The following is a 21,594-nucleotide window of genomic DNA, read 5'->3' on the forward strand; positions in this document are numbered from 1 at the left end:
GAAGGTTTTATATTTTAGATATAATCCTTCCCTTATTGTTGGTATTTACCCTGCTAGAAGCACCTTCTTTTAAAAATAAAAGGGTTGCTACTGGTTAAAACTAGCATATCCAGTTCAGAATAAGTGAATGAAAATTTTAAATTGTTCCTAAAAATATTAACATTAATCACTTAAAAATGCAAATCACTTAAAAATAATTTAATTCATCAATATTAAAAGTTAAAAATTTTCGTTTCCGATTTAATTTTTTAGAATAATCATTAATAACATCAGAAAAAATAATTTGTTTATTTTCAAAACCCTTAACATAAATATTATAAATATCTAAAAATAATTTTTCTTGCATATCTTTATCTTTTACCTGAAATGTAAAATTAAAAAGGACACTTATATAAAAAACAAATTGTGTTAATTCTATAATTAAGAAAAGAAAGGAATTAGCACAATGTATAAGTATCTGACTATTGAATCAATAATAGCAATAAAAGAATATAAAAGTTATGGATTTTCTATTCGTAAAATAGCAAAAGCAATTGATTATAGTAAATCAACTGTACACAGAGTTTGTAAATTATTAAATCAAAACTTATTACCATTAGAAATATTGAATCAAGTTCAAAAAAATAAACAAAATGCAGGTAGAAAATTAATAATTTTAACTTTAACAGAAATTAATACTATCAATCATTTGTTAATTACTAAAAATTATGCTCTTGATATAATTGCTGATTTTTTAAAGAAAAATAAAATAAAAAATATTTCAACAAAAACTTTATATAACATGTTTAAAACAAATCGAATGGGTTTTGATGAAAAAAATTTATTGAGAAAAGGCAAAAATAAACCTCATAAACAAAAAGAAACTAGGGGCAGAATTAATAATTGTAAATCTATTCATGAAAGAAATTTAATCATTCCAAATATTAAAAATATACAAGAATTTGGCCATTTAGAGGGAGATACTATCGTTGGTAAAGATCATAAAAGTTCTATTATTACTTTAGCTGATATATGATCAAAAACCACAATTCCTTTGAAAACTAAAAATCATAAAGCAGAAAGTATTACACAAAGTATAATAAAATTTATTTTAAAATTAATACCAGGAACAATTAAAACTATTACTTTTGATCGTGGTAAAGAATTTAGTAAATGAAAATTAATTGAAAAAAATTGTAATGTTAAAATTTATTTTGCAGATGCCGGAAAACCTTGTCAAAGAGGTTTAAATGAGAACAATAATGGTATTTTAAGAAGATATTTACCAAAATCTACTGATTTATCTTCATATAAACAAAAAGACTTAAATTCTATAGCATTTCAAATTAATTCTACACCCAGAAAATCATTATCTTATAAAAGACCAATAGATTTAATACAATTATTTTAAAAAACTGTCCCATTTATATTTACAATTCAGGAAAGAAAAAAGAAAATTTAATTTAATAAATAAATATTTATATGCTTTTTTTGTTGTTTCTAAAGCCTTAGTTAATCTTTTTTCTTTACTTTTTTCTGCCAAAAAAATACTATTTTTTAAGTCTAATAATAAACTAGTATCAGTCTTATCTCACAGTTTTTCATCAACTATTACTTTATCTAAAAGTAAAACTGAGACATTTAAAAATTCTAAAATAAGATGATGAGCATCACCCTTTTGATATTTTCTTAATAAATCTAAATATGTAAGTGCTACTTCTTTTAAAAGTAATTCCGAAAAATTCACAATAATTTCATTTTTTAATTCATATATATTATTCTCTTTCACTATCAATAACCTCATTTTCAATCCCGTTAACATTCTCAATTAATATTTCTAACTCTTTTTTTAAATCCATTGTTTTCTTTATTTTTTTAAATTCATTATATTTTTGTTTTTTAACAGTATCATAAATTTCTTTAACATAAAATGTCTTATATTGTTCTCGAAGCAATTTTTCCGATAAAATCTTAGTATCAATTTTCTTTTGTTTCGTTGCTTCAACTTCTTGTTTTAGTTTTTCTTTCCTTAGTTTTCTTTCTTAAAAATTTCGTAAAAGTTTTAATAAAAAATCATATGTTGCAACTAGTCACTGAAACATAAAAAAGTATAATTACCTAACATTAAAAATCACCCAAAACAAGTATTTGCTTTTAATATAGTTTAATTTTACACTTTCAAATAATTATTTCAATGATACCCAAATTAAAAATAATCTTTCTTATTAATAATATAAACAAACAGTAAATAAATTAACAATAAATTTAACAACAAATGAAATAATATTGGTCATCAAACATTCCTTCTAGTAAGTGGCTTATTTCAATCTAAGGAATATGGCATTTTATTTATTGTAACAATATTATACTTATAAGGTAAATATCCTGAAAATCCAAAATAATCATAAGTTATATCTTCATTAACAATATTAGCAATTGTCAAATTATATTGAGAAAATAAGTTAGCACTTAAAAGCAAAGTTTTATTAGCAATTAATTTGGGATTATTTAATTTTTGTAAATCATCTTTAAAAAAGAAACTAGTGTATTTATTCTCATTACTAAATAACTGTTGATATGCTATTTCAATATCAACCTTATACTCTTTAACTACTTCTTTAATAATGTACTCTTTAAACTCATTATTAGTAATAATGGCAGCAAAAAAACTAAATACCTTATGTTTTAAAAAAGATAGCACCTCCATACCATAAAATTGATTTTTATTTAACGAACCATACATCAGTCCTTGATAAGTATATAATTTTTCAATAAAATTTGGAGTGAATTCTAATATTGCTTTATTAATGATAATATCACGCTTAACATTAAAAATTTTATTATCTTTAACCATAAGTTTATCCAACGATTTAAATAACAATTTATTATCAATTAAATATTGTTCAACATCTTGATGAAAAGTCCCAGCATCATTATTTTTAAAACTATTATAAAACCTATGATAATATCCATCAATAGCAATATTTTCTTTATAATAATAATTACTAATCATCTTAAATTTGTTATTATCACTAAAATAATTACCACTATAATTAATATTCATATAATCTGGTGAGAAAATTGAGAAAACAGTCAAAATAATAACAACTAATAAACTAATGGCATCATTAAATTTATGAGCTAATAAAATTAAAATAAATAAGAAAAATGGGAACAACATAAAAGAAACAGCAACAGTAGCAAAAAGAATTTTTATAAAATGTCAAATTAAATTTTGAGTTAAATTATTTGCTACAACAACAAGTACAAAAGGAACAATAATAAATAATCAGTATATGCAAAATCAAATAAGCGAAACTAATAATTTTTGTACTAAAATACTTGATCTTTTTATTGTTCTCGTAAGTAATAAATGAAAAGTTTTTTCTCGTAAAAGGCGACTAAATATAATACTATATAAAAAAACTAGTAACATCGCAAAAATAAAAATTAAACAAAATGGAACCCAAAAATAATGCATTAATCCTCATTCAACTACTGGAATTATATTTCTACCTCAATTATGCTTATTAATAGTTGTTAATACTAAAATTGTAGAAACAATAGTGCCAATAATAGTAATAAATCACAAAATAAAAGACTTCATTGTTAACATTAAATCCATTTTAAAAACTAGTAATCTTTTATCACTAAGTTTTTGTCTAGTTTTATATAACGCTAACAAACTTGATCATAAATTTCTTGCAAATCTCATATCTCATTTACCTTTCTTTCTTGAATTAAATTAATCTTGCCATTATTTAAAATCAGAAAAGCATCTAAATATGGTTCTAACTCTTTTAAAATATGAGTAGCCACAATAATTGTTTTACCTTGTTGTTTTAAAGAAAGTAATAATTGCAAAAGTTTATTTCTTGCTGTTGGATCTAAATTATCAGTTGGTTCATCAAAAATTAAAATATTTGTATCTAATAAAAGACATTGTGCTAGCATCACTTTTTTTGCATTCCACTTGAAAGACAACAAATATTTTTAAAAACCGCATCATCTAAGTTAAAATATTGCATCATTGCTTTTATTGCCATAATATTTTCTGTGTTAGTTTTTTTATTAGCTGAATTATACTTGTAAGTGCAAGTAAATAAAATTGCAAAAGATTTCATATAAAAATTTCATGATGCTAAGTTTATTTTAGAAAAAGTAAATTTAAGGAGTTTTTATATGGGATACAAACATCTTGGCATAGATGAAAGAATTTATATTGAGAATCAATTGAAATTTAAAGTAAAAATTAGTGAAATAGCTAAAAATCTTAATCGAAGTATTAGTACTATTAATCGAGAAGTTAATAGAAATAAAGATAATAATCATTATTTTTCATTAATTGCACAAAATAAAGCAGAAAATAGAAAACAATTACATGTTTATTTTCATAAATTTAAAAATAGAGAATTAGTAAAATATGTACAACAAAAATTATTATTAGGTTGATCGCCTGAACAAATTTATGGCAGAATTAAAAATTTTCATCAAGAATGAATTACCTGAATTGTAAATATAAATGGGACAGTTTTTTAAAATAATTGTATTAAATCTATTGGTCTTTTATAAGATAATGATTTTCTGGGTGTAGAATTAATTTGAAATGCTATAGAATTTAAGTCTTTTTGTTTATATGAAGATAAATCAGTAGATTTTGGTAAATATCTTCTTAAAATACCATTATTGTTCTCATTTAAACCTTTTTGACAAGGTTTTCCGGCATCTGCAAAATAAATTTTAACATTACAATTTTTTTCAATTAATTTTCATTTACTAAATTCTTTACCACGATCAAAAGTAATAGTTTTAATTGTTCCTGGTATTAATTTTGAAATAAATTTTATTATACTTTGTGTAATACTTTCTGCTTTCTGATTTTTAGTTTTCAAAGGAATTGTGGTTTTTGATCATATATCAGCTAAAGTAATAATAGAACTTTTATGATCTTTACCAACGATAGTATTTCCCTCTAAATGGCCAAATTCTTGTATATTTTTAATATTTGGAATGATTAAATTTCTTTCATGAATAGATTTACAATTATTAATTCTGCCCCTAGTTTCTTTTTGTTTATGAGGTTTATTTTTGCCTTTTCTCAATAAATTTTTTTCATCAAAACCCATTTGATTTGTTTTAAACATGTTATATAAAGTTTTTGTTGAAATATTTTTTATTTTATTTTTCTTTAAAAAATCAGCAATTATATCAAGAGCATAATTTTTAGTAATTAACAAATGATTGATAGTATTAATTTCTGTTAAAGTTAAAATTATTAATTTTCTACCTGCATTTTGTTTATTTTTTTGAACTTGATTCAATATTTCTAATGGTAATAAGTTTTGATTTAATAATTTACAAACTCTGTGTACAGTTGATTTACTATAATCAATTGCTTTTGCTATTTTACGAATAGAAAATCCATAACTTTTATATTCTTTTATTGCTATTATTGATTCAATAGTCAGATACTTATACATTGTGCTAATTCCTTTCTTTTCTTAATTATAGAATTAACACAATTTGTTTTTTATATAAGTGTCCTTTTTAATTTTACATTTCAGGATTTAATTAAAATTATAACTTTTTATACCTAGAAAATAAACCCCATACTTATACAAATAAATAATATTCCATTTTTGAACTTTTGAAAAAGAAATTATAATTTATTTTAAGGACAATCTTGAATTATTAAAATTTATTTATGAAAAAACTGTTATATTAAGTGACACCAAATTTGAAAAACATAAGATTAAAGCTGTACAAAAATTATTGACAAAAACAAAAAATTAAATAATAAATAAAAATTACAACATTTATGAATATCTTAGACTGAAAAATATAACCACAAAAGGCGAGCAATAATTTTATCATTGATATAAGTTATTTTTCATCTAACTATTCTACATAAGGAGAAAGGAGGCAATAAAATGAACAAGTGTAAAGACTGCAAATGTTCTTGTTCTGAGGGACATAATTGCAAAGACTGTAAGAAAGATAGTACTAGTAAACATAGTTGCTAACAAATTAAGACAATAAAATAAAAAAATAAGTCTCTAACTAAATTCCTTTGTTAGAGACTTATTTTACTATATATCTAGTTTTCCATTACAACCACATCGTACACATGGGGTATTTGTCGTAATGATGACAACAATTGTTGAAGCAGAACTTTGTTGGCAATTTTAATAACAAGATTAATACTGTATTTATTATCCGAACTTGTTTCAATATGAATTTGTTGAATCGAAGCATTTAAATTAGCAAGAATATTGGTAATATTAGCCATTAAACCATCACGGTCGTAACAAATTACTTTAATATTACTATAATATTGATGGCGCTTAACGACATTTTCATTCCACCACACTTCCAAAAGTCGTCCTTGGCGTTCTTCTGGAAGAATATTATGGCAATTAACACGATGCACGCGAATCCCACCAAGTTTACTAACATATCCCGTAATTAGTTCTAACGGCACTGGCATACAACAATGAGCTAAAGTTGCTTTAATATTATCAGCACCTTTAACAATAATGTCATCTTTTAAGTTAATTTTTTCAACTTTTTTTTCTTGAACATGATTTAAATAAGTATTAGGACTAGTTTCATTACTTGCTAATAAAAGATTAATCGCATCATCAAGTTGATATTTCTTATTAGCAACATCTAAATAAAAATCTTCTAAAGTATGATATTTTAATTGCTTTAAGCGATGCATTAGATCTTTTTGGGAAACTAATTTTCATTTTAATTTCCGTTGCGTTAAAACATCATCAATCGTTTTTTTAACATTTTTAATTTTTTTAAGATTTTTAGATTCATTATCTTTATGAGTTTCATCAAATTCTTGTTCTTGTTTTTTTAAAAATCTTTTAATTTTATGCAATGCATAACTAGTTTTAGCAATAACTAGTCAGTCACGGGATGGTCGCATATTTTTACTAGTTTTAATTTCCACAACATCACCAGATTTTAAAACAGTACTAACAGAAACATAGTTACCATTAATCTTACCACCCGTAGTTTTCTCACCAATATCAGTATGAACTTTATATGCAAAATCTAAAATTGTTGACCCAAAAGGCAAAGTAATAACTTTACCATTAGGAGTTAAAACATAAATTAAAGAAGTAAAAATATCACTCTTAACGGCTAACTCCATATTTGGTTTTTCATTATTTTCTAACTCTTCATTGTTAATATTTTCTAAATCTAAAATCCGATTAAAAATATCTAAGCGCTCATCAATATCAGCTTGGCGTTTTTTAGTATTATAGATTTCGCCCTCTTTGTATTTTCAATGCGATGCTGCTCCATAAGTTGCCTTTTCATCCATATCAACAGTTCGAATTTGAATCTCATAAATTGTTGCATCTTGAATAACTGTTGTATGTAATGACTGATATAAATTATATTTAGGCGTTGCAATATAGTCCTTAAATCTTCCTGGTAAAGGTGGAAATTGCTGATGCAAATAACCTAAAATCGTATAACATTCATCTATCGTATTAGTAATAATTCTTATCGCTAATAAATCATGAATATCTTCAAATTTACGCCCAAAATAATACATCTTACGATAAATTGAATAAATACTTTTGCTACGACCAGAAATTGTTGCTTTAATATTCTTACTATCTAATAATGACTTAATATTGTTAATCATTATGGCCATTAATGATTCTAAATGTTCTTTTTCCAAATCAACATTGCGAGAAATTCTTTTATATTCAACAGGATTTAAAATTGCAAAAGACAAGTCTTCTAAAAGACTTTTTACTTGTCGCATCCCTAACCGGTGCGCAATTGAAGAATAAACTTCTAAAGTTTCTTTCGCAATAACTTTTTGTTTTTCTGGTTCCAAATATTCAATTGTTTGGATATTATGTAAACGGTCTGCTAACTTAATAACAATAACACGAATATCGTGCGCCATACTTAAATATAACTTTCGCAAATAATTAGATTTAATTTCACTACGATTCATTTTAGCAAAATAAGATACTTTCGTGACCGCTTCAACTAAAGTTGATATCTCAATACCAAACTCTTTATTCAAGTCTTCAAAAGTTGTCGGTGTGTCTTCTAACACATCATGTAATAAACCAGAAATTAATGTTGCTAAATCCATATGCCATGTTGCCAAATAATAAGTTGTTCATAAAGGATGATTAATATAAGGTTCACCACTTTTTCTTAACTGCTGATCATGCTTATTATAAGCATAGGCATATGCGCGTTTTATTTCCTCAATATCTTTTTCATTACTAATATAGGTTTTAACTTTATCTAAAACTTGTTTAAATGTTATCGATTTCATAATATCAAACTCACTTATTTTAATACTGAATTAAGCTTTCAATTTTTAAATTAGGAAATTGTTCGCGGGCTTTAAAACTAGTCAATTCAATAACAAATACTGCGGCAATAACCTCGCCTTGTAATTCTTCAATTAAATTAATAATGGCATCAATCATACCACCGCTGGCTAGCAAATCATCAACAATAACAACTTTCATTCCGGGAACAATCGCATCCTTATGAATTGCTAAAGTACTTTTGTTATATTCTAATTCATAACTTTTATGAATAACTGCTCGCGGTAATTTATCTGACTTACGAATGGGAACAAATCCCAATCCCAATTCACTAGCAACCGGAGTTGCAAAAATAAATCCTCGGGCTTCGGGTGCTACAATAACATCCGGTTTAAATGATTTAACAATTTCTTCTAATTGCTTAACAACTTGTTTAAATGCTACACCATTAGCCAATAATGGTGTTATATCCTTAAATTGAATTCCTGGTTTTGGAAAATTAGGGACATCAATTATTAATTCTTTTAAATCCATTAACTAACTCATCCTTCCAACATTATTAATCATTAACACCGATAACAATTTGCTCATCAGGTCCAGTTAATGATTTATAAATTTTTTGCTTTTTATTTCGTAAAAGTTTTCCTTTAATGTTAGCAAAATATACTCATAATCATCGCAATAAAATTGTTGAAGAATAAATACCAATAACACTACCTAATAAAAGACCAAATGCTGCCCCAATATTTTGACCAATAACAAGTAACACCATTGACAATAACAAGACTAACGATAAAACAATTAAACTACTTTTTAAAGTCATTGTAAATCCCGTATTTACCAAATCCGATAAATTACTCTTATTCATTTTCGTACTATCCAAACCAATTTTATTTTCCCGAACACGGTCAAAGATAATTATTTTATGAATAATAGCAAAGATAACTACTGCTAAAATAGCTGTAACAACTTCAATCGTTACTTCAAAACGACAAATAATTATCAAAGAACAAGTTAATAAAACATCATGAATAATTGTCAATATTAATGGTAGAATAAAACTTCAATCAAAACGAATAATTAAATAAATTAGAATAATCACCATAATAACTGCTAACACAATAACCCCATTAATGACAACGCTACCACTAGTTTCATTTCATAAAGAACCATAACTAACATCATTAATTCTAATTTCAGATTGGAAATTATTTTCTGATAACCAAGTTTGTAAGGAGTTAACATATTTATTATCAATTAAGGAAGTTTTAATAACAATATTATATCCACGATCTTCCATCCGCCTAAATACTGCTAGCGAATAACTATCTGCTGAATAATCGGTTTTAAATTTACTAATAATTTCATTTTTAGTTTCCTCAATTGCTTTTAGAAACGCCTCATCATCAGCACCATCATCATTCGTAATACTATGTCCAGAAGTTTGCACTTGAAAAATTGTTCCCCGCGTAAATTCTAAACTAGTACCCGGGCCCGCAGTTGTAACAACAATAACACCGCACGAAATAATAATCGTAGAAAGTAAAACTAATCATTTAAAACTTTTTTGATAACTAAATTTCTTAGAAAACTGTGTTATCCGATTAAAACCAAGCTTTTTAATAAGATAATGAATTTTTTGTTTTATAATTACAGAATTAGTCATTACTAAATCTTGACGGTTATTAATCCAGTTTAATGATAATAACGAATAATAAATTCCTCGGATTAAAACAATACCAAAAATAAAAGCTCCTAAAATACTAATAATTAGCATAATCGCAAACGATTTAATAATACCGGTTCCAAATCAATAAATAAAGAAACTAATTATCAATGGCAAAACAGTCGTATCAAAAACTGTTGATATTGATTTTCGATTAGCATCTAAAAAAGATTGAATTAAAGATTTACCCCCATTAAACTCAGTTTTCATTCGTTCTAATAAAATAATACTACTACTTAAAGCAACCATCATACCTATCAGCATAGCAATAAACACTTCTCAGCCATAAATCCCTAATAAAACATTAAACACAACCATTGTAACAACGACCATTGTTGCTAAAATAAGACCCAAAATAAGACCCAAAACACGATAAAATACTGCCAAAATAACTAATATTATTAACAAAATAACACTAACAGTAATAATCATCATCACCTTTGTGGCGTTACTAATTACGGTATCGGATACTGAATATGACTCAACTTGGTAGGCAATTCCTTTAATGCCGGCACTAAAAATTTTAGCTAAACCAGCGGCTGCCTCTTCACCACTAATTTCAATAAAAGCAATATCACTTACTTTATCACTATTATTAGGTTTAAGCTGTAATGATGAAGATGTAATTAAATACTTATTTTTATATTTTTTATTCATAACATCTTTAAATTCAGTATTAACAAGTTCTACTAAAAAAGGACGAAACGGATTTAAATATTTTTGCTTATCATAAGTATCATCTTCATTATTAATATCAATTGTTAAATCACTATTTGGCGAATTCTTATTATAGCTAAGAACCTCATTAAAAGTAACATCAGCGTTTTGAAAATAGTTATAAATATCAGAATCCGTATTAACACTTTGATCAGCTAAATTTACTTCTTTAACATCACCATTTTCACGATTACGAACACTAGCCGCTAAGAGACTTCGCAGAGCATTTCTTAATTCTTGCGCTTCACCACCTTGCAAAGCTACCGCTTTAGCATTAATAAATTTTCTAAGTTTTATCAAATCGTTATAATTGCTCCGCATCTCATCTAACATTTGCCCAAAATCTTGTCAAACATAAACTGACTTTTTATCTTGATATTTTAAAATCGCATTATATAACTCTAAATTTTTAATTTTGAATTCAATTGATGGCTTATTTATTCCCGAAATTAAAGAATTTTTGATTGAACTACTATCAATAAAATCTTTTAAAACAATTCTTTTACCATCCTTCTTTGCTGGTTTGTAAGTTTCACCTGTCCCTGTACCAACAAGTAAATCATCACCTTTATCATCTAAAAAGAAAATTGATCCGCTGCGTTCAACATCTCGTAAAAAATCAGCAATATTACCATAATTAGCTTGCGGAACGATAACATTTAAACGACTTTCCCCAATATTACTAGCAAAACGACTAATATCCATTCGTTTTTTTCTTAAAGGATCAATTTTATCTTGCAAAGTATTAACAGCCTCATGACGATTTTTCGCATTTTCATAACTAACAATTGTTTGATATGCCCCACCAACTAACATTCCTGAACGAAAATTATTATCAACAAAAAAACTACCCGTAATTAAACCAGCAATAGTACTTAAAATTAAAATAATAAATAAACCGAATTGAATTCAAAGGTTTCGTTGCGTTCCTTTAATATTATTTTTCATATCTATACCTCATTATTTCTTTTCAAACATTTCTTTAAAATCATCTAATGATATTGTTTTATCAGTAATTAATTTATTATTAATATATTCAATAACAATATTTGGTTTAATATTAAATATATCATATGTTGCTTGTTGCAAACTAGTAGCTTGCCGTTTATGCAAAATCACTTCCAAATAATAAGTTGCCACATCAACGATTGACAACGAAGAAATTTCTAATTTCAATTCCATAGTTTTTAATTCTAATAATTTAAGAACATAACTATACAAATAAGACTTTTCCATTATTTTTTCCAACCTTATTGTCAAATCATTTATAATTATACAATATAATTTTTAAAAGTGAAAAAATAATTGTCGCTAACAACTATCGACAATGTTCTTCCATATTAGTAATATAATTTCCTTTTTTTTAATTATCATCTTCCACAAAGTTATAATAAATATTTTGCACATCATCATCAGCTTCTAAGGAATTAATTAACTGTCAAAACTGTTCAATCGCAATTTCATTTTCTAAGGATACTGTTTTATTCGGTTGAAAAATAATTTCACTAACATCAAAGGCAGTAACACCCTTAGATTCTAAAAAGGTTTTGGTTATTCAAAACCTATCAACAGTTGTCGTAATAATAAATGTTCCTTCATCATTATTAACATCAATAGCCGCAATTTCTAAAGCTCATTCAAAAACTTCATCCACACTAACCATCTTATTAGTAAAAATTAATAGTCCCACCCGAGTAAAAAGATAACGAACACTGCCAGTAACGCCTAATGTTCCTTTAGCTTTATTAAAAATACTCCGAACATTAGTCGCTGTACGATTACGATTATCCGTTAAACATTCAACCATAACAGCAATATGTCCCGCAACAAAACCTTCATAAATAATTTCTTCATAATTAAGATTACTATTATTATCTTGACTAAATTTCTTTAAAGCACGGTCAATATTTTCTTTAGGCATATTAACTGTTTTTGCTTTTTCAATGAGCAATCGCAATTGATTGTTAGTTTCAACATTAACCCCACCGTTTCTTACCGCAGTATTTAATTGGCGTAAAATTTTTTGAAAAATTTTACCACGAATTTTATCTTGGGCTGCTTTACGATGCTTAATATTTGCTCATTTTGAATGTCCTGCCATAATAATAATTCTCCTTTTCATTAAAATTTTAAATTAAAAAAAGATAACAGTGTTATCTTTTTTTAATTTAATTAACCATGAATTGGTTTATCAATAATTCCGTGCGCCGCTTCCATCACAACTTCTGATAAAGTTGGATGAGGATGAATTGTTTTTGCCAACTCATAAATTGTTCCTTCACTAACCATTGTTGTTGTCACTTCCGTAATCATATCCGTTGCTGTTCCCGAAATAATATGAGCCCCATAAATCTCACCAGTTTGTTTATTGGCTAAAATTTTAGCAAATCCCGTTATTTCACCATCAGCTAATGCTTTACCATTACCCAATAAAGGAAACTTAAAACTACTAAACGATAATTGTTTATCTTGACATTGTTGCTCTGTTAAACCAACACTAGCAATTTCTGGAAACGAATAAATACAACTCGCAATATAATCCATATCCATTTTACTATTCTTACCTAAAATATTTTCCACCGCAACAATTCCTTGTGCTGATGCCACATGAGCTAACATCTTATCAGCAGCGACATCACCAATAGCATAAATATTTTCCACATTAGTTTGACAACGATCATTAATTTTAATATTTTTTCTAGGTCCTAATTCAAGATTTAATGCTTCTAACCCCTTAATTACAGGAACTCTACCAACAGAAATTAATATAAAATCACTAGTAAGTTGCTTTTCTTGTCCCGATTGCATAAACACTAATGTTTTATCTTTAATCGCTGTTATTTTAGCATTAAGTTTAAGCTTAACGCCCATTGATTTTAATACTTTTGTCATTTCTAAACTAATATCATTATCTAATAATTCTAAAATCTTATCCACTCCTTGAACAATGGTAACTTCTGTTCCTAAAGTACTAAATAAACAAGCAAACTCAATGCCAATAACACCGCCACCAATAATTGTTAATTTTTTAGGAATTTCTTTTAATGATAAAATTTGCCGACTAGTAATTAAAAAATTATTTTCTTTCGCTTCTTTAAAACCAGGTAAATCTAAAACTCGTGATACCGAACCAGTAGCAATAATTAAATTATTACCAGCATATCTTTTACCATTAACTTCCACAGTATTTTTATCAATAATCTTAGCTTCACCAAATACTTTTTCAACTTGGTTTTTTTTCAATAAATGTTCAACACCTTGGGTTAATTTTTTAACAACCCCAGATTTTCTAATTTGCATTTCATCTCAATTAGGTTTAATTGTTGTCGCATTAACATCAACACCATAACTTTTAGCATGCTTAAAATAATTTAAAACTTTAGCACTTTTTAATAATGCTTTTGTTGGAATACAACCAATATTTAAACAAACACCACCTCATCATTGTTTTTCAATAATAAGGGTTTTTAAACCAACTTGGGCTGCTTTAATGGCAGCCACATAGCCACCAGGACCACCGCCAATAATAATTACATCAAATTTATCCATTTATTTTCTCCTTAATATGAAATTAGCAATGAAGTTGGTGCTTCTAATAATTTCTTTAAATGCAACATAAATCTTCCAGCATCAGCACCATCAATTATACGATGGTCAATTGATATTGATAACGGTAATAAATCATTAACAACAATATTGCCACTGTCATCAACAACCGGTGTTTTTTTAATTGCCCCAATACCCAAAATCGCTGCTTCGGGATAATTAATAACTGGCGTTCCAAAATCTAAACCAACAGAACCATAATTAGTAATCGTAAAAGTTCCATCTTTCATTTCCGAAGGAATTAATTTCTTATTTCTAACTCTGGCAACTAAGTCATTGTAAACAACAGCTAAATTAAAAATATCTTGTTGATCAGCATCTTTAATAACAGGAACAATTAATCCTGCATCAGTATCAGCAGCAATGCCAATATTATAATAATTATGATAAACAATTTCTTCTGTTACTTCATCTAATCGGGCATTAATTATTGGAAATTCTTTTAAAGCCATCGTAACTGCCTTAATAAAAAATGGCATATAAGTTAATTTAAAATCAGGTTTAATAACTGTCGTTTTTAATTGTGCTCGTAATTGCACTAAAGCAGTAACATTTACTTGTGTCATTAAACTAGTATGCGGAATTGTAAATACTGAATTTTTCATTGCTTTAGAAATTGCTTTTCTGGTTGGTGTCATTTTTACCCGCTGTTCTGCTTGTGATGCTGGCTTTGAAGAAAAATCATCACCACGAGATTGCATTGGTGGAACAACCGCTAACGGTTTTTTTGTTACTAATTTTGATGATTTAGCTTCACTAGATAAAGAATGCCCACCGACTAAATCTTGTTTTAATACTCTGCCGTTAGGACCTGTCCCCTTAATAGTTGTAATATCAATCCCTAATTCACGAGCCATTCTTCGTGCTAATGGTGTTGCTAATACTTTCTTATTTGATTTTTCAGGATTAGTTTCCATCACATTTGATAAAACTTGTTTATTAATAATTTCTTCTGACTTATTAGATGAAGGAACATTATTACTAGGATTACTACTAGCAAAGACATCACCGGCCTTAATAATATCGCCAATTGCAAAATTAATTTGACCAATTTTACCATCAAATTCAGCAACTATTGGTTGAGAAAGTTTATCTGCTTCTAACTCAAATAAATCTTGACCTTTTTTAATATCATCGCCAACCTTAACATAAATTTGTGTTATTTGACCTTCATTAATATCACCATCAAGACCTAAAAATTTAAATTCTATCATATCTCTACTCCTTTCTCACTTAAGCTAAATATGTCATCATTGTTTTTACTTTATCAATAATTCTTTTTTCAGTAATTTTAAATCAATGTTCACCTTGATATAAAGGAACAGTCACATCATAACCTGTTAATCTCGCTGGCGGACATTGTAAATATTCAAAACATTTTTCATTAATTGTCGTAATAATTTCTGAAGATACTGAAAAAGATTTAACTGCTTCATGCACTACTAATATTCTTCCTGTCTTTTTAACAGAAGCAACAACTGTTGCCTCATCTCACGGATGAATTGTCATTAAATCAATTAATTCAATTTTCATTCCTTCTTGTTGCAATTTAGCAACAGCAGCTTCACAATCATAAACTAACGGTCCATAAGTAACAATTGTTAAATCAGGATTATCACTCGCTTCTCATTTAGTAATTTGTTTTGCCTTACCAATTTCAATTGTATAATGCCCATCAGCAACTTCTTCTTTGGGCGTATAATAATTTCTTAACGGTTCTAAAAATATTACGGGATCATCACATTCCACTGTAGCTAACATTAATCCTTTAACATCACTAGGTTTAGCCGGAATAACAACTTTAAAACCAGGCACATGTGCAAACATTGCTTCAATCGCTTCAGAATGATGTTCCAAACCTTTTAAACCTCACAAATTAACTGGCATTCGGATAACCATTGGACAAGTAAATCTTCCTCTTGTACGATTACGAAACCGAGCTATATGGCAAAATAATTGTTGAAACGCCGGATAAGCAAACCCTTGAAACTGTAATTCTACAATCGGACGAAGTCCATTAAAAGCCATTCCAGCAGCAATTCCTACTAAACTAGCTTCAGCAATTGGCGCATTAAAACAACGATTTTCACCATGTTTCTTTTGTAAACCTCTCGTTGCCCGAAAAACGCCACCAACAAAACCAACATCTTCACCATAAGTAACTATTGTCTTATCGCGTTCCATTGCAATGTCTAATGCATTAGTTAATGCTTGAATATTACTATATAGTGCCATTAGTTATTACCTTCCTTTGCAAAATATGCTTGTGCTTCTGCTAATTGTTCTTCTAATTGCGGTGTCATTTTTGCATATGTATATTGAAAAATATCTGCCAATTTTGTATCTTTTTTATTCATTGCACTATTAATTTCATTACGAATTAATACTTCATTTTCAACATCTAATTGTTTTTGTTTGGTTTCATCTCATTTTTTATTAGCAATTAAATAATTTCTTAACCGGTCAAGCGGATCTTTTTTTAATCATTCAGCTTCTAATTGCGGATCATAATAATCTTTTTTAATATCCGATGCTGAATGAGCAAAACGCCGATAAGTAATTGCTTCAATAAAGGTTGGCCCTTCACCAGCTTTTGCACGAGCAATTGCTTTTTCAACCATTGCATAAACTGCAAAAAAATCATTGCCATCAACTTGCGCACTAGCAATCCCAACACCCACACCTCTAATTGCTAAAGATGCCGTTGCTGATGCTTTTTTTCGCGGTGTGGTTAATGACCACTGATTATTTTCCACCATAAAAATTACGGGTAATTTATGAATCGCAGCAAAGTTCATTGCTTCATAAACTTCACCTTCACTCGTTCCCCCATCACCAATCGTAGTAATAACAATACCATCACTTTGTTTAAACTTTTCAGCAAACGCAATTCCGGTTGCATGGGAATATTGAGTCCCAATCGGAATATTAACTGGTAAGACATTAATATCTTCGGGAACTTTACTTCCTGCTTCATTTCCTAATCAATACAAGTAAATATTTTCAATCGGAAAACCAGCTGTAATTCAAGCAGCATTATTACGATATGCCGGAACTAATCAATCAATTCCTTTTCGTAAATGAATCGCATACCCCACTTCGGTTGCTTCTTGTCCTGCTGATGCTAAAAAATTAAGATTTTTACCACCCTCACTAATTTCAGTTTGAATTTCTTCTTGTTTTCTTGATAAACACATAAAACGATACGCTTTTAGTAATAATTCATCACTAATTTTTGGCATCAAATCAGGCTTAACAATTTCACTTTTTTCATTCATAATTTGAAATACTTCAAACTTCAAATCACTATAATCATTAAACATTTAAATAATTCCTTTCTTAAATTATTAAATCAATAATTTCCGAAGCAATAAAATTAACTCCAAAAATTTCTTCAATATTTATATTTTGCAATTGCCCAGCAATATGCTCATAATCATACTTACAACCAACTAACTGTTGTTCAATAATCTCAGTACCATAATAACCCATAAAATCACCAGAAATTTTAATATCAGTAATAATACCAGCATTAACATTTAAACCAACAGTAACAGTTCCTTTATGCTCATAAAGTTTCTTATTTTGAATTTGAAATTTAGGAGCAATACCATAATTCCATTCTCACGATGCATACTTCGCTATTGCTAATTTATTAATTTCCTCCAATTGTTCAGAAGATAAAATAACCTTTTTATTTTCTCCTTTTAATAACTCAGTAATAATCAAAGCTTTAAATTCCATAATCGTAATTTTATCTTTTAATAGCGGTAAAATATTAGTAACCCGTGCTTGCACAGACTTAATCGCCTTAGACTGCATCTTTAATGGATCAACATTAAGGTATGCCCCTAACTTTAACAAATCCACATTAAAAAGAACTGTTCCATGATGTAATATTTTATTACTATTTGCATACTGAGCATTACCAGAAATCTTTTTACCAGCAATTAAAATATCATTTTTACCAGAAAATTCAGCATATATTCCTAATTTTTGCAAAACACTAATTATTGGTTGCAAAAAATGATAATAGTTATTAACAACATTTGAACTTCGTTTTTTTATAAAAGAAAAATTTAAATTCCCTTCATCATGATACACAGTACCACCACCAGATAATCGGCGAACTACTTTGACATTATCCGCTTTTACTTGCTTAACATTAATTTCTTCATACGCATTTTGATTACGACCAATAACAATTGTATTATCATTTTGTCAAAGTAATAAAATATCATCATCATTCGGATAATTTTTCATTAAATATTCTTCAAGAGCTAAATTAAAATAAGGATTTTTACTATTATTTTCAATATAAATCATAACTAAAATTTATTCTTAATTATTATTATTTTCATCAACTGATTGATGAAAATAATCCATTCCTAATGCTTTTAAACCTGCTAAAGTTACAAAATTATATGGTTTATTAAAATGCGGTAAAAAGAAAATATCTACTAACGGTAACTCATCAATCGTTAAACCTTTCATAATTGCCAAAGAAAACATATAAATAACTTCCGTATGATTTGCTTTTGAAGCAATTTGTGCCCCAATAATTTTTCTAGATGCTTTTTCTCAAACAATTTTAATTTTTACCTTAACATGCGGTTCTAAAAACTCAGGACGATCATTATCTTCAAAAAATACTGTATCAACATCCATCTGACTCATTTTTGCTACTGTTTCGCTAACACCAACACCCGCCATTTTTCAGCCAAATACTGAAATCGCATTCGCAGCTTGAAATCCCGGACTTGTTAATGAATTATCCCTAACGATATTAAAAGCAGTCACTAAACCCGTTCGTACCGCAGTTGTTGCTAATGCAATATTAGCATTTTCTTTTGTAGCATTATTATGAACCGCAACGCAATCACCAATGGCATAAATATCAGGGTCACTAGTTTGAAAATAACTATTAGTTTTAATCGCTCCCCTTGCTCCTAATTCAACAACATCTTTTAAAATCTTTGTTTCGGTATTAAAACCTACGGCTCAAAGTACCATATCAACAGCATATTCATTTTTATCAGTAATTACTTTAGTAACAATACCATTTTCTTTAATAAACTCTTTAACAACTTCACCTGTACGAATAATAACACCTGCTTTTTCCATACTTTGTTGAACAGGTGTTGTAAACTCTTCATCATAATATCGTGGCATAATCCGATCTTCAATATCAATTAAAGTTACCTTTTTATTATTATGACTAAAAGCTTCAACTAATTCAATCCCAATATATCCAGCACCAACAACAACAACATTTTTAATTGCTGAATTATCAATTATTGCTTTAATTTGTTTTGCATGTTGAAATAATTTAACAATATTAACACCAGCACTAACTGTACCATCATCATTTTTAAGTCCCGGAATTGAAGGAATAATTGGTCAAGTACCAACACCAATAACTAACTTATCATAAGTGTCAAAAAACTCTTCATTTGTTTCTAAGTTTTTGATTAAAACTTTCTTTTCTTTATTATTAACAGCCAAAAGTTCATGTTTCATATGAACTTCAATACCTTCTGATTGTAACAATTCTGGCGTTGCATAAAATAGGCCATCAGGTTTACTAATTTCACCACCAACTCATAAAGCAATTCCACACCCTAAAAAAGAAATATTGTCATTACGATCGTATGCTACAATTTTAATATCCTTTTTATCTTGTTTACTTAAATGACTTAAGGTTCTAACTAAGGTAGTCCCTGAATGGTTAATACCAATAGCAATAACTTTCATCGTCTTTTGACTCCTTCTATAATTTTATTTGTTTCTAAGTTTCTAGTTATTTTTCATGATAATTATTAAAATAAGAAAAAACTCAATTTACACAGTAATTATATACCAATTTTTGACTATTATTCAATTATTACTACAGAATAAATAAAATTTTCAAATAATGATTAAAAATTTCATTCAATATCTTAATTATCTTAAAAATAAATGGATTGGCAACCCTTTTTAGGACACTTTTTATGTAGACTGGTATTTTCTAAATTCAACGGGAGTTAAATAATTTAAACTGCCATGAATTCGAATATTGTTATATCAATTAACAAAATCAAATAGTTCGCATTTTAGTTGTGTTAAGTTTGTAAATTTTTTACCGTTAATAAATTCGGTTTTAAAGGTTTTGTAAGTTGCTTCAGCAACAGCATTATCATATGGGCATCCTTTGGAGCTTAATGATCTTTTAATTTTAAAGGTTATTAAAATTTCATCAATAATTTTATTTTTAAACTCATTACCACGATCAGTATGAAATAAAGTTATTTTATTTAATGGTCGTGTTATCTTGTGAAAAGCTTGTTGAACTAATTCAGCAGTTTTATTTGGTCCAGCACTATAGCCAATTACTTCGCGATTAAACAAGTCAATTAATAAACAAATATAATGTCATTTAGTGCCAACTTGAACATATGTTAAATCACTAACAACAACTTCATTTGGTTTTTTGTCATTAAATTGACGATTTAAAACATTATTAATTTCGTCATTATTAACTGTTTTTTTATGATTACAATATTTTAACTTGGTGTATTTAGAAACCAAATTATTTTTGATCATAATGAATCGGATTTTTCGTCGTGATAAAATGATATTTTTTCTTATTAAAACAGCTTTAATTTTACGAGCACCATAAATCTTGCGACTTTTATTAAATGCACTGATAACTTCTTGTTCATAATTATTAACATCAAACTTGGTGCATTTATTAGTTTGATAATAATATGTTGATTTTAGTAAACCTAAAATCTTACATATTTTCCTCACTGAATATTTATTTTTGTTGTTATTAATTATTGTTATTTTTTCCCGATTATCAGTGCTGCTTGCTTTAAAATGTCATTTTCCATTCGTAATTGTTGGTTTTCTTTTCGCAAGTAAATTAATTCATTTTCTTCGACAGTGCGATTATCTTTTGCTTTAAATGACCCAGAATTATTATAATTTTTAATTCAACTATAAATAGTTGGTTTTGGTAAATTATATTCTTTCCCTAAATTAATAACACTTTTGTCATTTTTGTATAGCATTACAATTTGTTTTTTAAATTCTTCAGAGTATGAGGTTTTATTTCCCATTTTTATATTCCTTCTTTCTTAATAATTTTGAAGTCTATATAATTATGGTCCAACTTATTGTAGCCTATCCAAAAAACTAGAAAGATTAATTCTAATTCTAAACTACTTATTTTAATTGCTATCATCTTACATTAATTTATAAAAT

20 protein-coding genes are annotated in these 21,594 nt (G+C 27.4%); 2 read left to right on the forward strand and 18 right to left on the reverse strand.

Features of this window, described 5'->3' with window-relative positions:
• Nucleotides 1-187: 187 nt before the first annotated feature.
• Nucleotides 188-346, reverse strand: a complete 159-nt coding sequence (locus AACK97_RS01105; RefSeq protein WP_338968094.1) for a hypothetical protein — start codon at nucleotides 344-346, stop codon at nucleotides 188-190.
• Nucleotides 347-445: 99 nt separating this feature from the next.
• On the opposite strand from AACK97_RS01105, the gene AACK97_RS01110 reads away from it, so the two are divergent.
• A complete protein-coding gene (locus tag AACK97_RS01110) occupies nucleotides 446-1,390 on the forward strand; it encodes an IS30 family transposase (protein ID WP_338968096.1) in 945 nt (314 codons plus the stop codon).
• Here AACK97_RS01110 and AACK97_RS01115 read toward each other — a convergent pair.
• The 4 genes from AACK97_RS01115 to AACK97_RS01130 all read right to left on the reverse strand — a co-directional run bounded on the left by AACK97_RS01115 (nucleotide 1,382) and on the right by AACK97_RS01130 (nucleotide 3,933).
• Entirely contained in the window at nucleotides 1,382-1,783 is a 402-nt protein-coding gene (locus AACK97_RS01115) for a hypothetical protein (RefSeq protein WP_338968097.1), read from the reverse strand. The two genes, AACK97_RS01110 and AACK97_RS01115, sit on opposite strands and share 9 nt — an antisense overlap.
• Nucleotides 1,755-1,934: a hypothetical protein gene (locus AACK97_RS01120; RefSeq protein ID WP_338968099.1), complete on the reverse strand. Its 180-nt coding sequence runs from the start codon at nucleotides 1,932-1,934 to the stop codon at nucleotides 1,755-1,757. Before AACK97_RS01120 ends, AACK97_RS01115 begins: the two co-directional genes overlap by 29 nt.
• A 251-nt stretch (nucleotides 1,935-2,185) precedes the next feature.
• Nucleotides 2,186-3,694 (reverse strand): hypothetical protein, encoded by a 1,509-nt coding sequence (locus tag AACK97_RS01125; protein WP_338968101.1) that lies wholly within the window; start codon nucleotides 3,692-3,694, stop codon nucleotides 2,186-2,188.
• The gene (locus AACK97_RS01130; protein WP_338968926.1) at nucleotides 3,658-3,933 is read right to left on the reverse strand and encodes an AAA family ATPase; all 276 of its coding nucleotides are present in this window, start codon (nucleotides 3,931-3,933) and stop codon (nucleotides 3,658-3,660) included. The genes AACK97_RS01125 and AACK97_RS01130 overlap by 37 nt, the downstream gene beginning before the upstream one ends.
• 228 nt (nucleotides 3,934-4,161) lie before the next feature.
• Between AACK97_RS01130 and AACK97_RS01135 the strand changes: the two genes are divergently transcribed.
• The gene (locus AACK97_RS01135) at nucleotides 4,162-4,518 is read left to right on the forward strand and encodes a helix-turn-helix domain-containing protein (RefSeq protein WP_338968104.1); all 357 of its coding nucleotides are present in this window, start codon (nucleotides 4,162-4,164) and stop codon (nucleotides 4,516-4,518) included.
• Here AACK97_RS01135 and AACK97_RS01140 read toward each other — a convergent pair.
• The 13 genes from AACK97_RS01140 to AACK97_RS01200 form a co-directional block, all read right to left on the reverse strand.
• Nucleotides 4,515-5,459 carry an IS30 family transposase gene (locus AACK97_RS01140; RefSeq protein ID WP_338968107.1) on the reverse strand — a complete coding sequence of 315 codons (945 nt, stop codon included), beginning with the start codon at nucleotides 5,457-5,459 and terminating at the stop codon, nucleotides 4,515-4,517. The two genes, AACK97_RS01135 and AACK97_RS01140, sit on opposite strands and share 4 nt — an antisense overlap.
• A 617-nt stretch (nucleotides 5,460-6,076) precedes the next feature.
• Nucleotides 6,077-8,302 carry a RelA/SpoT family protein gene (locus AACK97_RS01145; RefSeq protein WP_338968109.1) on the reverse strand — a complete coding sequence of 742 codons (2,226 nt, stop codon included), beginning with the start codon at nucleotides 8,300-8,302 and terminating at the stop codon, nucleotides 6,077-6,079.
• Between the two features lie 19 nt (nucleotides 8,303-8,321).
• The gene (locus AACK97_RS01150; RefSeq protein ID WP_338968111.1) at nucleotides 8,322-8,834 is read right to left on the reverse strand and encodes an adenine phosphoribosyltransferase; all 513 of its coding nucleotides are present in this window, start codon (nucleotides 8,832-8,834) and stop codon (nucleotides 8,322-8,324) included.
• A 25-nt stretch (nucleotides 8,835-8,859) separates the two neighbouring features.
• Nucleotides 8,860-11,691, reverse strand: a complete 2,832-nt coding sequence (gene secDF, locus AACK97_RS01155; protein WP_338968114.1) for a protein translocase subunit SecDF — start codon at nucleotides 11,689-11,691, stop codon at nucleotides 8,860-8,862.
• A gap of 12 nt (nucleotides 11,692-11,703) precedes the next feature.
• Nucleotides 11,704-11,979 carry a hypothetical protein gene (locus tag AACK97_RS01160; protein WP_338968116.1) on the reverse strand — a complete coding sequence of 92 codons (276 nt, stop codon included), beginning with the start codon at nucleotides 11,977-11,979 and terminating at the stop codon, nucleotides 11,704-11,706.
• A 127-nt stretch (nucleotides 11,980-12,106) separates the two neighbouring features.
• A complete protein-coding gene (locus AACK97_RS01165; RefSeq protein ID WP_338968118.1) occupies nucleotides 12,107-12,844 on the reverse strand; it encodes a YebC/PmpR family DNA-binding transcriptional regulator in 738 nt (245 codons plus the stop codon).
• Between the two features lie 71 nt (nucleotides 12,845-12,915).
• Complete coding sequence (gene lpdA, locus AACK97_RS01170; RefSeq protein WP_338968120.1) at nucleotides 12,916-14,292, reverse strand: dihydrolipoyl dehydrogenase; 1,377 nt, start codon at nucleotides 14,290-14,292, stop codon at nucleotides 12,916-12,918.
• A gap of 11 nt (nucleotides 14,293-14,303) precedes the next feature.
• A complete protein-coding gene (locus AACK97_RS01175) occupies nucleotides 14,304-15,563 on the reverse strand; it encodes a dihydrolipoamide acetyltransferase family protein (RefSeq protein ID WP_338968122.1) in 1,260 nt (419 codons plus the stop codon).
• A gap of 19 nt (nucleotides 15,564-15,582) precedes the next feature.
• Complete coding sequence (locus AACK97_RS01180; protein ID WP_338968124.1) at nucleotides 15,583-16,584, reverse strand: alpha-ketoacid dehydrogenase subunit beta; 1,002 nt, start codon at nucleotides 16,582-16,584, stop codon at nucleotides 15,583-15,585.
• Nucleotides 16,584-17,672 carry a thiamine pyrophosphate-dependent enzyme gene (locus AACK97_RS01185; RefSeq protein WP_338968126.1) on the reverse strand — a complete coding sequence of 363 codons (1,089 nt, stop codon included), beginning with the start codon at nucleotides 17,670-17,672 and terminating at the stop codon, nucleotides 16,584-16,586. The genes AACK97_RS01180 and AACK97_RS01185 overlap by 1 nt, the downstream gene beginning before the upstream one ends.
• A gap of 16 nt (nucleotides 17,673-17,688) precedes the next feature.
• A complete protein-coding gene (locus AACK97_RS01190; protein ID WP_338968129.1) occupies nucleotides 17,689-18,675 on the reverse strand; it encodes a lipoate--protein ligase in 987 nt (328 codons plus the stop codon).
• A 15-nt stretch (nucleotides 18,676-18,690) separates the two neighbouring features.
• Nucleotides 18,691-20,103, reverse strand: coding sequence for an FAD-dependent oxidoreductase (locus AACK97_RS01195; RefSeq protein WP_338968131.1), 1,413 nt, complete (start codon nucleotides 20,101-20,103; stop codon nucleotides 18,691-18,693).
• A 234-nt stretch (nucleotides 20,104-20,337) separates the two neighbouring features.
• A protein-coding gene (locus AACK97_RS01200; RefSeq protein ID WP_338968133.1) for an IS3 family transposase occupies nucleotides 20,338-21,449 on the reverse strand; the annotation gives its coding sequence in 2 pieces (ribosomal slippage) (nucleotides 20,338-21,206 and nucleotides 21,206-21,449; 1,113 coding nt in all).
• Between the last annotated feature and the right edge of the window lie 145 nt (nucleotides 21,450-21,594).

It is taken from the genome of Spiroplasma endosymbiont of Lonchoptera lutea, assembly GCF_964019715.1.
GTDB lineage: Bacteria > Bacillota_I > Bacilli_A > Mycoplasmatales > Nriv7 > Nriv7.